General features: G+C 68.8%; 11 protein-coding genes. 9 read left to right on the top strand and 2 right to left on the bottom strand.

Translation table 11 applies throughout. The annotated features are described in order from the left end of the window. The 8 genes from Q8S40_RS14670 to Q8S40_RS14705 all read left to right on the top strand — a co-directional run. Positions 1–1,058 (top strand): ABC transporter substrate-binding protein (locus tag Q8S40_RS14670; protein WP_305670958.1); only part of this gene is annotated, 1,058 nt, incomplete at its 5' end. Between the two features lie 3 nt (positions 1,059–1,061). Beyond that, positions 1,062–2,645, top strand: a complete 1,584-nt coding sequence (locus tag Q8S40_RS14675) for an ABC transporter substrate-binding protein (RefSeq protein WP_305670959.1) — start codon at positions 1,062–1,064, stop codon at positions 2,643–2,645. A gap of 3 nt (positions 2,646–2,648) precedes the next feature. After that, positions 2,649–4,217, top strand: a complete 1,569-nt coding sequence (locus Q8S40_RS14680) for an ABC transporter substrate-binding protein (protein WP_305670960.1) — start codon at positions 2,649–2,651, stop codon at positions 4,215–4,217. A gap of 2 nt (positions 4,218–4,219) precedes the next feature. Further along, positions 4,220–5,827 carry an ABC transporter substrate-binding protein gene (locus Q8S40_RS14685; protein ID WP_305670961.1) on the top strand — a complete coding sequence of 536 codons (1,608 nt, stop codon included), beginning with the start codon at positions 4,220–4,222 and terminating at the stop codon, positions 5,825–5,827. Next, entirely contained in the window at positions 5,824–6,807 is a 984-nt protein-coding gene (locus tag Q8S40_RS14690) for an ABC transporter ATP-binding protein (RefSeq protein WP_305670962.1), read from the top strand. Before Q8S40_RS14685 ends, Q8S40_RS14690 begins: the two co-directional genes overlap by 4 nt. After that, positions 6,804–7,814 carry an ABC transporter ATP-binding protein gene (locus Q8S40_RS14695; RefSeq protein WP_305670963.1) on the top strand — a complete coding sequence of 337 codons (1,011 nt, stop codon included), beginning with the start codon at positions 6,804–6,806 and terminating at the stop codon, positions 7,812–7,814. Before Q8S40_RS14690 ends, Q8S40_RS14695 begins: the two co-directional genes overlap by 4 nt. 1 nt (position 7,815) lies before the next feature. Then, positions 7,816–8,757 (top strand): ABC transporter permease, encoded by a 942-nt coding sequence (locus tag Q8S40_RS14700; protein WP_305670964.1) that lies wholly within the window; start codon positions 7,816–7,818, stop codon positions 8,755–8,757. A 2-nt stretch (positions 8,758–8,759) separates the two neighbouring features. Beyond that, positions 8,760–9,638: an ABC transporter permease gene (locus tag Q8S40_RS14705; protein WP_305670965.1), complete on the top strand. Its 879-nt coding sequence runs from the start codon at positions 8,760–8,762 to the stop codon at positions 9,636–9,638. Positions 9,639–9,644: 6 nt separating this feature from the next. Here the strand turns inward: Q8S40_RS14705 and Q8S40_RS14710 are convergent, their stop codons facing one another. Then, complete coding sequence (locus Q8S40_RS14710) at positions 9,645–9,854, bottom strand: hypothetical protein (RefSeq protein WP_305670966.1); 210 nt, start codon at positions 9,852–9,854, stop codon at positions 9,645–9,647. 84 nt (positions 9,855–9,938) lie between these two features. Between Q8S40_RS14710 and Q8S40_RS14715 the strand changes: the two genes are divergently transcribed. Then, the gene (locus tag Q8S40_RS14715) at positions 9,939–11,363 is read left to right on the top strand and encodes an alkaline phosphatase family protein (RefSeq protein WP_305670967.1); all 1,425 of its coding nucleotides are present in this window, start codon (positions 9,939–9,941) and stop codon (positions 11,361–11,363) included. A gap of 36 nt (positions 11,364–11,399) precedes the next feature. Here Q8S40_RS14715 and Q8S40_RS14720 read toward each other — a convergent pair. Continuing rightward, positions 11,400–12,510: TRAP transporter large permease subunit (locus tag Q8S40_RS14720; RefSeq protein ID WP_305670968.1), on the bottom strand; the 1,111-nt coding region annotated here is incomplete at its 5' end.

Here is a 12,510-nt window from a genome sequence, read left to right on the forward strand (position 1 = left end):
GCCGCCTCTCACGCTACGGCAGCGAGATCATGAGCCGCCGCGGCTTCGAGGAGGCGGCGAGCTGGATGGACTGGGCGCGCAAGCCCATCACCACCGGCCCCTACATGGTGGCGGAGTATCGCCCGGACGTGTCGCTGACGCTGGTGGCGCATGACGCCTATTGGGGCGGCCGCCCGCCGCTGCGCCAGATCCGCTTCGTCGAGGTGCCGGAGGTGTCCTCCCGCATCAACGGCCTGCTCTCCGGCGAATATCAATTCGCCTGCGACCTGCCGCCGGACCAGATCCCGGGCATCGAGAGCAACGCGAACTTCGAAGTGCAGGGCGGCACCATCCTCAACCATCGCCTGATCTGCTTCGACAAGAATTTTCCTGCCCTGCGCGATGCGCGCGTTCGCCAGGCCATCACGCATTCCATGGACCGGCAGGCGATCGTGGACAGCCTGTGGGCCGGCCGCACGGAAGTGCCGAAGGGTCTGCAATGGCCCTACTACGACCAGATGTTCCACGCCGACTGGTCCGTGCCCGCCTATGACCCGGCGCTGGCGCGCCGCCTGCTGCGCGAGGCCAACTACCGCGGCGAGCCGATCCCGTACCGCCTGCTGAACAACTACTACACCAACCAGAACGCCACCGCGCAGGTGCTGGTCGAGATGTGGCGCCAGGTCGGGCTGAACGTGCAGATCGAGATGAAGGAGAACTGGTCGCAGATCCTGGAGCGCAGCCCGACGCGCGCGATCCGCGACTGGTCGAACAGTGCCCCCTTCAACGACCCCGTCTCCTCCATCGTCAACCAGCACGGCCCGAACGGCCAGCAGCAGCAGGTTGGCGAATGGACGAACGAGGAGATGAACCGCCTGTCCGTCGAGCTGGAAACCAGCACGGATCGCCCGCGCCGCCGCGCCATCTTCCGCCGCATGCTGGAGATCACGGAGCGCGAAGACCCCGCCTACACGGTGATCCACCAGAACGCGACCTTCACGGCCAAGCGCCGCGACATCCGCTGGAAAGCCAGCCCCGCCTTCGCGATGGATTTCCGCGCCACCAACTGGGGGGCCTGATCCATGCTCAGCCGCCGCACCCTGCTCGCCGCCGCGCCGCTCGGTGTGGCGGCGGCCACCCTGCCGCGCTTCGCCATTGCCCAGGCGGATCAGCGGCCCGTCATCACCATCGCAGTGCAGAAGATCACCAATAACGGCACGCTGGATATCATCCGCGAGGCCAGCAATGTCGGCACGCGCTGGTACAACCTGTACAAGGAACCGCTGATCGACACGGACTGGACCGGCAATCTCACGCTGCGTCCGGGCCTCGCCAGCGCCTGGCGCCGCATCGATGACCGCACGGTCGAGATCGAGCTGCGCGACGATGTGCGCTTCCATGACGGCACGAAGCTGACGGCGGAACACGTCGCCTTCACCTTCAGCGCGGAACGCATGTTTGGCCGCGAAGGCCTCGCCGGGCCTGGCGCCCCGCCGCCGGAGGTTGCCGCCGGCGCGCGCGGGACTTTCCCGGGCTTCGAGAAGGTCGAGATCCTCGGCCCGCACCGGCTGCGCTGGGTGAACCGCACCGGTGACGTGACGCTGGAAGGCCGGCTGTCGCACCGCGCCGGCAGCATCGTGCCCGGCGAGGCCTTCGCGCGTGCCGGCGGCTGGAGCCCCTTCTTCCAAATGCCGGTCGGCACCGGCCCGTATCGCGTGGCCGAATGGCGCATCGACAGCCGCCTGGTGCTGGAATCCTTCGACGAATACTGGGGCGGCCGCCCGCCGATCCGCCAGATCCGTTTCCTGGAAGTGCCGGAGCTGTCCTCCCGCATCAACGGCATGTTCGCCGGCGAATACGACTTCGCCTGCGACATCACGCCCGACCAGATCTCCACCATCGAGCGCGATCCGCGCTTTGAGGTGGTGGGCGGCGTCATCATGAACCACCGCGTCACGCATTTCGACACGACGCATCCCGCGCTGGAGAATCCGCTGGTGCGCCGCGCCATGACGCATGCGGTGGACCGCAAAGCGATCGTGGACAGCCTGTGGGCCGGCCGCACGGAAGTGCCGAACGGCCTGCAATTCCCCTTCTTCGAGGCGATGACCGCTCCGGATTGGTCCGTGCCGCGCTTCGACGTGGCGGAAGCCCGCCGCCTGCTGCGCGAGGCGAATTATCGCGGCGACCCTATCCCGTACCGCATGCTCAACAACTACTACACCAACCAGAATTCCACCGGTCAGGTGATGATGGAGATGTGGCGCGCGGCCGGCCTGAACGTGGAAATGCAGATGGTGGAGAATTGGGGCCAGGTGCAGGCCGCCGGTCCCGGCCGCGGCATGTTCGAGCACTCCGTCACGGCCTTCTTCAACGACCCCGTCTCCTTCATCCCCACCACCTATGGTCCGCGCGGCTCGCTCAGCCGCAACGGCATGTGGAAGAATGCGGAGTTCATGGCACTGGTCCCGCAGCTTGAGTCCGGCACGGACCGCACGCGCCGCGCCGCCATCTTCGCGCGCATGCTGCAGATCATGGAGCGTGAGGATCCGGTGGTGAACGTCATCCACCAGACCGCGAACTTCACCGCGAAGCGCCGCAACATCACCTGGCGCCCGGCGAAATCCTTCGTGATGGATTTCCGCCGCCAGAATTGGGGGGCCTGAGCCATGAAGATCTCCCGTCGCTCTGCCCTGAAACTCGGCGCCGCCAGCCTGGCCCTGCCTGCGCCGGCCATCGCCCAGACCGATGGGCGCCGCACCATCACGGTCGCGGTGCAGAACATCAGCACCTCCAACACGCTGGAGATGCTGCGCGAGCAATCCAATGTCGGCACCCGCATCTTCCGCAACTATGTGGAGCCACTGATCGATACCGACTGGGTCGGCGACATGTCCCTGCAGCCCGGCCTGGCCACGCACTGGGAGCGTGTCGATGACCGCACCGTGGAATTCACGCTGCGCGAGGGCGTGCGCTTCCACAATGGCGATGCCTTCACCGCCGAGGACGTTGCCTTTTCCTTTGGGCCGGACCGCATGTGGGGCGGTGGCGTGCGCGAGGTGCCCACGGCCGTGGTGCAAGGCGCGCGTCGCATCTTCCCGGGCTTCGAGCGGATCGAGGTTCTCGGGCCACACCGCCTGCGCGTGGTGAACAATGTGCCGGACATCGTGCTTGAGGGCCGCATGGCACGCACCGCCGCGGTCATCGCCAATCGCCACGCCTTCATGGCGGCAACGTCCTGGATGGATTGGGCGCGCCGGCCCATCGGCACCGGTCCCTACAGCATCGCGGAATACCGGCCGGACCAGATGCTGACCCTGGACGCCTTCGACCAGCATTGGCAGGGCCGCCCACCGATCCGCCGGCTGCGCTTCGCCGAAGTGCCGGAAGTGGCGAGCCGCGTGAACATGCTGGTCTCCGGCGAGGCCGAATTTGCCTCGGACATCCCGCCCGATCAGATCGAGCGCATCGCCGCAGATCCGCGTTTCGAGGTCGCAGGCGGGCCGATCAACAACACCCGTTACCTGGTCTTCAACAAGAGCCATCCGGTGCTGGCCAACCCGCTGATCCGCCGGGCGATGAGCCACAGCATCGACCGCGAGGCGATCGTCGCCGCGCTGTGGGGCGGGCGCACCACGGTGCCGCGCGGTCTGCAATGGGAATTCTACGCGGACATGTACCTCGCCGATATCGAGGTACCGAAATTCGACCCGGCCGAGGCGCGCCGCCTGCTGCGGGAGGCGGGCTATCGCGGCGAGGCGATCCCCTATCGCTGCCTGAACAACTACTACACCAACCAGACCGCGACCGCGCAGATCAACGTCGAAGGCTGGCGCGCCATCGGCCTGAATGTCGAATTGCAGATGGTGGAGAATTGGGGCCAGATCCAGGCCGGCGACAAGACCAGCCGCGGCGTGCATGACTGGTCCGCCTCCGCCGTGGTGAACGATCCCTCGATCCAGATGTCAGGCACCTGGGGCCGCGCCGGTGCGCCCTGGCTGCGCGAGCAATATCGCAACGAGGAATTCGGCGACCTGGCCGATGAGCTGGAAACCAGCATGGACCGCCCGCGCCGCCGCATCGTCTGGCGCCGCATGCTCGAGATCATCGAGCGCGAGGACCCGGGCTACGTCGTCCTGCACCGCAACGCCAACTTCACCGCCAAGCGCCGCGACATCGCCTGGCGCGCCTCGCAGTCCTTCGTGATGGACTTCCGCGGCAGCAATTGGGGAGCCTGAGCATGATCCACCTCTCTCGCCGCGCGATCCTCGCGGCGCCGACGCTGCTGGCGATGCCAGCGATCGCGCAGAGCGATGACCGGCCGACGCTGACCATCGCAGTTCAGAAGCTGTCCAACTCGAACACCTTCGAGCCGCCGCGCGAACAATCCAATGTCGGCTTCCGCATCCATGGCCTCTACGCGGAACAGTTGATCGGCACGAACTGGCTCGGCAATGCCGAACTGGTTCCGGGCCTGGCGACCGAATGGCGCCGACCGGATGCCGCGACGCTGGAACTCACGCTGCGTCAGGGTGTGCGCTTCCACGACGGGCGGGAGATGACGGCCGAGGATGTCGCCTTCTCCTTCGCCGAGCGGCTGTTCGGCACGCAGGGCGCGACCGGCGCGGGCCAATCGACCGTGCTGGCCGGCACCGCGACGAAGGAGCCGCCCTCCGAGGTTGTCGCCGTCAGCCGCCGCACCTATCCGGGGCTCGACCGGATCGAGATCGTCGATCGCCACACGGTGCGCTTCATCAACCGCACGCCGGATGTGACGCTGGAAGGCCGCATCGCGCAGAGCGTGGGTGCCATCCTGTCGCGTGAGGCTTTCGCCGCCGCGCCGAGCTGGCTGGAATGGGGCCGCGCGCCCATCGGCACCGGCCCCTACCGCATCGCCGAATTCCGCCCCGACACATCACTGGTGATGGAGGCGCATGACGACTACTGGGGTGGCCGCCCGCCCGCGCGGCGGCTGCGCTTCGTCGAGGTGCCGGAGGTTTCCGGCCGGGTGAACGGCCTGTTCTCCGGCGAGTACGACTTCGCCTGCGACATCCCGCCCGACCAGATCGGCGTGGTGGAGCGCAATGCGCGCTTCGAAGTGCTGGGCAGCCCGATCAACAACATCCGCAAGCTGTCTTTCGACAAGACCAACCCAGTGCTGGCCGATGCGCGGGTTCGCCGCGCCATGACGCATGCGATTGACCGGCGTGTGGCGGTGGATGCGCTCTGGGCCGGACGCACCGCGATCCCGCGCGGCATGCAGTTGGAGAGCTATGGCCCGATGTATCTGGCGGATTGGGAAAACCCCCGCTTCGATCCGGCCGAGGCGCGGCGCCTGCTGCGGGAGGCGAACTACCAGGGCCAGCCCATCACCTATCGCCTGCTGAACAACTACTACATCAACCAGGTCTCCAATGCGCAGATCATGATCGAGATGTGGCGCGCGGTCGGCATCAACGTGCAGATCGCGATGCAGGAGAATTTTGCCCAGGTCACCGCCCGCACGCCGGGCCGCGGCGTGCGCGACTGGTCCAACACCTCCATCTTCGGCGATCCGGTCGCCGGCATCCTGCGCAGCTTCGGCCCGCGCACGGAGGCCGAGCGCACCGGCGAGTGGTCGAACGAGGAATTCAACCGCACCTCCGCGGCGCTGGAGACCGAGACGGATATCGCGCGCCGGCGCGATCATTTCCGCCGCCTGCTGACCATCGTGGAACGCGAGGACCCCGGCTACATCGTGCTGCACCAGGCCGCCGCCTTCACGGCGAAGCGCAAGGATATCGGCTGGCGTGCCGCGAATGGCTGGGCGATGAACTTCGGTCCCGGCAACCTGCGGGTGGGTGCATGACCGCCCCGCTCGTCTCGCTCAAGGGGCTGCGCGTCGCCTTTGACGAACAGCTTGCATTGCGCGGCATCGACCTTGATGTGGCGCCGGGCGAATCCGTGGGTCTCGTTGGCGAGTCGGGCTGCGGCAAGTCGGTGACCTGGCTCGCCGCGCTGGGCCTGCTGCCGGGCCGTGCCACCGTCTCCGGCAGCGTAAAGCTGGATGGGCAGGAATTGCTGCACGCCCGGCCCAATGTGCTGGACCGCGTGCGCGGCGGCCGCATCGCGATGATCTTCCAGGACCCGGCCAGCAGCCTCAATCCGGTGCACCGCATCGGCAAGCAGATCATCGAGGCGCTGCGCCTGCATCGCGGCATGGATGGCCCGCAGGCGCGCGCCGAGGCGAAGCGCCTGCTGGACCAGGTCGGCATCCCGGACGCCGCCCGGCGCCTCGACGCCTGGCCGCATGAACTCTCCGGCGGGCAGAACCAACGCGTGATGATCGCGATCGCCCTGGCCGGCCGCCCCGAATTGCTGGTGGCGGATGAGCCGACCACGGCGCTGGATGTGACGATCCAGGCGCAGATCCTGACGTTGCTGCAGGAACTGCGGAAGGACACTGGCATGGCGCTGGTGCTGATCTCGCATGATCTCGGCGTGGTCGCCGATAGCTGTGAGCGCGTCTGCGTCATGTATGCCGGGCGCATCGTCGAACAGGCGCCGAGCGCACGGTTGTTCGAGGCGCCGGCGCATCCCTACACCCGCGGCCTGCTCGGCGCACTGCCGCCGCTGCATGGCCCGCGCCGCAAGCTGTCAGCGATTCCGGGTGGCGTGCCGGAGCCCTGGGCGATGCCACCCGGCTGCGCCTTCGCGCCGCGCTGTTCGATGCATGTCTCCGCCTGCGACGCCGCGGTGCCGGAGCAGGTCGGGCTGGGTCGCGGCCATCGCGCTTCCTGTATCCGCGCCACACTTACCGTCACCCAGGACCAGGCGGCCTACGCATGAGAAGCGGCGGAGAATTGCTGCTCGCCGAAGACATCACGCGGCGCTATGCGATGCGGCGCGGCGTGTTCGGCAAGTCGGTGGAAGTGCGCGCCGTGGACGGCGTTTCCCTGAAGCTGGAGCGCGGCCGCACGCTGGGGCTGGTGGGTGAATCCGGCTGCGGCAAATCCACCACCGGCCGCCTCGTGCTCGGGCTGGAGAAGCCCGACAATGGTTATGTGGAATTCGAGGGCAAGGCGATGCCCACGCCGAACACCGAGGCCTGGCGGAAGTCGCGCGCGCACATGCAGATGGTGTTCCAGGATCCGCTGGGTGCGCTGGACCGTCGCCTGCCAATCGGCACGCAGGTGATGGAGCCGCTGGAGATCCACAAGATCGGCACGCCGGCCGAGCGCACCGAACGGACGGCGGAGCTGCTGCGCGGCGTCGGGCTGCGGCCGGACCAGGCGGCGCGCTATCCGCATGAGCTGTCGGGCGGCCAGCGCCAGCGTGCCGTGCTGGCACGCGCGCTGGCGACAAACCCTGCCCTGCTGGTCTGCGACGAACCGATCAGCGCGCTGGATGTCTCGATCCAGGCGCAGGTGATGAACCTGCTGGTGGATCTGCAATCCAGCCTCGGCCTCGGCATCCTGTTCATCAGCCACGATCTGCGCGCGGTGCGGCAGGTCAGCCACCGCGTGGCGGTGATGTATCTCGGCCGCATCGTCGAGGAAGGCGAGCCGGATGAGGTGCTGCACGATCCAGCGCATCCCTACGCGCAGGCGCTGGTCTCGGCCATTCCGCATCCTGGCAAGGTCGGGCGCGGCATCGTGCTGCAGGGGGACCCGCCCAATCCGGCGGACCGCCCTTCCGGCTGCGCCTTCCACCCGCGCTGCGCCTTCGCCACCGGCCTGTGTGCGCGCGAAACCCCCGTGCTGAAGCCGCGCAGCGGCGATGGCCGCATGGTGGCCTGCCATGTCGCGCAGGGCGAGGTTGCGCCCGGCAATGGCTTACTGAAGGAAGCCGCCTGAGATGATCCGATTCCTTGGCAGCCGCCTGCTGCGCGCCGCCATCACCATTATCATGGTGGTGACCTTCGCCTTCATCGTGCTGCGCCTGTCCGGTGACCCGGCGCAGATCATCATGGGTGCCGATGCGCCGCCCGAGGCGGTGGATGCCTTCCGCACCGCCTGGGGCCTCGATCAGCCCTTGCTGCTGCAATATTTCCACTATTTCGGCGCCATCCTCCAGGGCGACCTGGGGCGGTCCATGCGTGACGGGCGCGATGCCATCGTGCTGGTGGCGGAGCGGATTCCGGCAACCCTGGCGCTGACCATTCCGGCCCTGGTCATCAAGCTCGGCCTCGGCATTCCGGCCGGCATCACGGCGGCGCTGTACCGCAATTCCTTCATCGACCGCGCGGTGATGCTGCTGGCGGTGGCGGGCTTCACGGTGCCGTCCTTCGTGCTCGGCCTGCTGCTGGTGCTGGTCTTTGCCGTGCAGCTCGGCTGGCTGCCCTCCGGCGGGCAGGAAAGCTGGCGGCATGCGATCCTGCCCATCATCACCATGGGCGTCGGCGGCGCCGCGGTGCTGGCGCGCTTCACCCGCAGCGCCATGCTGGAGGTACTGGGCCAGCCCTATATCCGCACCGCCTCCGCCAAGGGCGTGCCGTGGCGCCGGGTGGTCTGGGGCCATGCGCTGCCGAATGCCGCCATCCCCACCGTCACCATCATCGGCTTCATGGTGGGCAGCCTGATCGCCGGCGCCGTGGTGGTCGAAAGCGTGTTCTCCTGGCCCGGCGTGGGCCGGCTGCTGGTGGTGGCCGTGGCGAACCGGGACCTCGCGGTGGTGCAGTGCATCCTGCTGCTGGTGGCGGCCACCATGGTCACCGCCAATCTGGTGGTGGATCTGCTGTACGGGCTGCTGGACCCGCGGCTTCGCAACCAACCCAAGCGCGCAGCGGGAGTGGCCTGACCATGTCCGACATCACCGCCCCCGTCACCCTGGCCACCGCGCCGCCCCGCCGCGCGCGGGCGCTGCCGCCGCCGATGGTCATCTTCGGCCTGTTCTGGCTGGTTCTGATGCTCGGCATCGCGCTGCTGGCCGATATCATCAGCCCCTACGCCTATACCGCGCTCGACCTCCGCAACCGGCTGTCGCCGCCGATCTTCATGGGCGGCACCTGGCTGCATCCGCTGGGGACGGATGAGCTGGGCCGGGATGTGATGGCCCGCCTGATCTATTCGATCCGGATGAGCCTGCTGATCGCCTTCGGCGCCACCATCATCGGCGCCGTCATCGGCACCACGTTGGGCTTCCTGGCGGCGCATTTCCGCGGCGTGGTGGAACAGGTGGTGCTGGCGCTGGTCGACTTCTCCGCCAGCCTGCCCTTCCTGATCCTGGCGCTGTCGGTGCTGGCCTTCTTCGGCAATTCGATGGTGCTGTTCATCTGCCTGCTCGGCTTCCATGCCTGGGAACGCTACGCCCGCATCGCGCGCGGCCTGGCGATCTCGGCCAGCGGCCAGGGCTATGCGGCGGCGGTGCGGCAATTGGGTGCCTCGCCCTGGCGCATCTATGGCCGGCACGTGCTGCCGAACATCGCCTCGACGCTCATCGTGTCCATGACGCTCGCCTTCCCCGAGATCATCCTGCTGGAATCGGGGCTGTCCTTCCTCGGCCTCGGCGTGCAGCCGCCGGCGACCTCGCTGGGTTCGATGGTGGGCTATGGGCGGGAGTATCTGACGCGGGCGCCGTGGATCCTGCTGGCGCCGGCCTTCACCATCATCCTGACCACGCTCTCCGTGTCCCTGATCGGCGACTGGCTGCGCGACAAGATGGACCCGACGCTGCGGTGAGCCTCGCTACGGGGCGTGCTGCCAGGCCGCCCCATCCAGCAGCCGGTCGATATGCAGCCGCGCTTCCGCCAGCAATTGCGGCAGGCCGCGCGGCACGCGGTTGCGCAGCACGGTGGCCCCGCCGCGCCGCGGCAGCACGATCCGCAGGCGCCAGCCCGGGCCGTGCGGTACGGAGTGGATACGGTGGCCTCGGTAGATGGTGGTGCGTACCGCCATGAAACCTCGACAACGTCCCTGCTTGTCCGCAGCTTCCACCGCGCGGCGCCGGGGGGTCAATGAGAAATTGGAGAGAGTGACCGCATGCCACGTTTTGTCCTGATCGCCCTCGATGGCCTGCGCCCGGACATGGTCTCGCCGGAGGCCACGCCGAACCTGGCGGCGCTCGCCGCTGCCGGCACGCGCTTCGCCAATGCGCGCAGCGTCTTCCCCAGCGAGACGCGGGTGGCGACCCCCTCCCTCATCACCGGCTGCCGACCGGGCGGGCATGGCATGGTGGCGAATACGCTGTTCGATGCCGCCGTGGCGCCGGACCGGCTGCTGCGGACCAAGCTGGTGGAGGACGTGCTGGCCATGGCGCGGGGTGCCGAGAGCCCGCTGGAACGACCGAGCCTGGGGGAACGCCTGGCCGGGGCCGGGCGCAGCTTTGCCCTGGTCAGCGCCGGCACCGGGGGTGCGGCGCGGCTGCTGCACCCGGCGGCGGACCGCCTCGGCAGTTTTCGCTGGAATGTCGAGGATACGGATGGTGCGACCGCCGCGCTGGTCCGCGCCGAGATCGGCGCCACGCCGCCGCATGCCGTGCCCAATCTCGGCCGCATCGCCCATGCCGGGCGGGTGCTGCTGGAGCATGTGCTGCCGAAGCTGCGGCCGGATGTGGCGCTGCTCTGGCTGTCGGAGCCGGATATCGCCTTCCACTATGCCGGGCTGCGCTCGGCGGAGGCGCAGGCCGGGCTGCGCGCCTCGGATGCGGTGGTGGGCCAGGTGATGGCGTGGCGGGATGCCCAGCCGGATGCGGCGGAGATCGGCATCATCGTGCTGTCCGACCATGGCCATGTCACCGGCCGGGGCAAGCTGTCCCTCGCCGCCGAACTGCGTCGCGCCGGCTTTCGTGCGGGCACCGGCATGGCGCCGGATGTGGATGTGGTGGTGGCGCCGGCCGCCGCGCCGGGACTGTGGTTCCGCGATGCCGCGCTGGCGCCGCAGGTGGCGGAATTCCTGGCGACGCAGGCCTGGGCCGGGCCGCTGCTGGCGCGCGACCCCGCCATCCTGCCGGCCGGCCAGGCCATGGCGCTTTCCGTGCTCGGCAGCGGCCACCGCCGCAGCGCTGACCTTGTTGCCACCTTCGCCGGCAGTGCGGAGGCCGATGAATGGGGCCTGCCCGGCCACGCCCCCTTCGATGCGCCGGATGTGCCGGAAGGCGGCGGCATGCATGGCGGGTTGCACCGGGCGGAGCTGGCGACGGTGCTGGTGATGCAGGGCGGCCCCTTCCGCCGCGGCGCGGTGGTGCAGGCGCCGGCCGATTTGACCGACATTGCGCCGACCGTGCTGCACCTGCTGGGCCTCGGCACCGCGGGCTGCGAGGGCCGCCCGATGCACGCCGCATGGGACGCGGCGCAGGACGCCGTCCCCATCCCGGAGCTGGTCGACATGCCGCGCGGCTTCGTGCTGGACGCCATGCGCGCGGAACCGGGCGGCCGGCTGTACCCGACGGGCATGCGGCGGCGGTAGAACCCGGCGCGGGCGGCTTGCGGGAGGGGTAGGCCCCTACCGCAACCCGTCCGTCACCGCCGCTCGCCGTGTCACCACCATCTGCCAGGCCGCGACCACGCCGAGCGAGACGAAGGCAATGGCGAAGCGCCCGGCATCCGGGATCGCATGCAGGAAGGCGACCGCCAGCCCCAGCGCGCCCAGCACCAGGCGCAGCGGCACATTCATCGGCGCCATCAGGAAGCCGGCATAGGCCGAGGTGAACAGCACCAGCGCGCCGGCCATGATGCCGATGGAGCCGATGATCTGCACCAGCCCGCCACGCATCATGATCCCGGGGTCATAGATGAAGGCGAAGCCCACCGCGAAACCCGCGATGGCATAGCGGGAGGAATGCAGCGCCGTCATCAGCGGGCTGGCCTTGGCGATCGCCGCCGCGGCGAAGGCGGCCGCGGCCACCGGTGGCGTGGTATCCGCCAGCACCGCGAAATAAAAGACGAACATGTGCGCCTGCAGCATGTCCACATTCAGATAGGCGCCCAGTTCCAGCACCTGCGGCACGCCGATGGCGGCCGCGATGATGTAGCTCGGCGTGGTGGGTATCCCCATGCCGAGGATCAGCACCGTGATCGCCAGCAGCAGCAGCAACATGGCCAGGTCGCCGCCGGCGACTTCCTTGATGATGCCGCCGAAGGCCACCACCATGCCCGTGGCGGTCAGCGCCGAGACTACGATGCCGGCCCCGGCGATGGTTACCGCCAGCGGCGCCATGGTCAGCCCGGCGCGGGCGAGGCTGTCCAGGATCTGCATCGGCGTCATCCGCGTGCGCCGCCGCAGGAAGGCCACGCCCACCATGGACATGGTGGCGCTGAAGGCGGCGAAGTTGCCGGACCAGCGTTCCGTCATCAGCCAGACCAGCACGCCGATCGGGATCACGAGATGCGCGTCGGCCAGCACCTCGCGCCAGGCCGGGATCTCGGCTGCCGGCACCGGTTGCAGGCCGAGCTTCTTGGCCTCGAAATGCACGGCCGACAGGATGGCGAAGTAATACACCACCGCCCCGGCGGCGGCGGCGACCAGGCTGTTGCCGTTGGGAATTTTGGTGAACTCGGCCATGACGAAGGCGGCCGCCCCCATCACCGGTGGCATCAGCGCGCCGCCGACGCTC

It is taken from the genome of Falsiroseomonas sp. (assembly GCF_030695085.1).
GTDB lineage: Bacteria > Pseudomonadota > Alphaproteobacteria > Acetobacterales > Acetobacteraceae > Falsiroseomonas.

Bases quoted from the DNA above. Each gene is read 5' to 3' on its own strand.
- Q8S40_RS14675 (WP_305670959.1), top strand. From the start codon at position 1,062: ATGCTCAGCCGCCGCACCCTGCTCGCCGCCGCGCCGCTCGGTGTGGCG.
- Q8S40_RS14680 (WP_305670960.1), top strand. From the start codon at position 2,649: ATGAAGATCTCCCGTCGCTCTGCCCTGAAACTCGGCGCCGCCAGCCTG.
- Q8S40_RS14685 (WP_305670961.1), top strand. From the start codon at position 4,220: ATGATCCACCTCTCTCGCCGCGCGATCCTCGCGGCGCCGACGCTGCTG.
- Q8S40_RS14690 (WP_305670962.1), top strand. From the start codon at position 5,824: ATGACCGCCCCGCTCGTCTCGCTCAAGGGGCTGCGCGTCGCCTTTGAC.
- Q8S40_RS14695 (WP_305670963.1), top strand. From the start codon at position 6,804: ATGAGAAGCGGCGGAGAATTGCTGCTCGCCGAAGACATCACGCGGCGC.
- Q8S40_RS14700 (WP_305670964.1), top strand. From the start codon at position 7,816: ATGATCCGATTCCTTGGCAGCCGCCTGCTGCGCGCCGCCATCACCATT.
- Q8S40_RS14705 (WP_305670965.1), top strand. From the start codon at position 8,760: ATGTCCGACATCACCGCCCCCGTCACCCTGGCCACCGCGCCGCCCCGC.
- Q8S40_RS14710 (WP_305670966.1), bottom strand. From the start codon at position 9,854: ATGGCGGTACGCACCACCATCTACCGAGGCCACCGTATCCACTCCGTA.
- Q8S40_RS14715 (WP_305670967.1), top strand. From the start codon at position 9,939: ATGCCACGTTTTGTCCTGATCGCCCTCGATGGCCTGCGCCCGGACATG.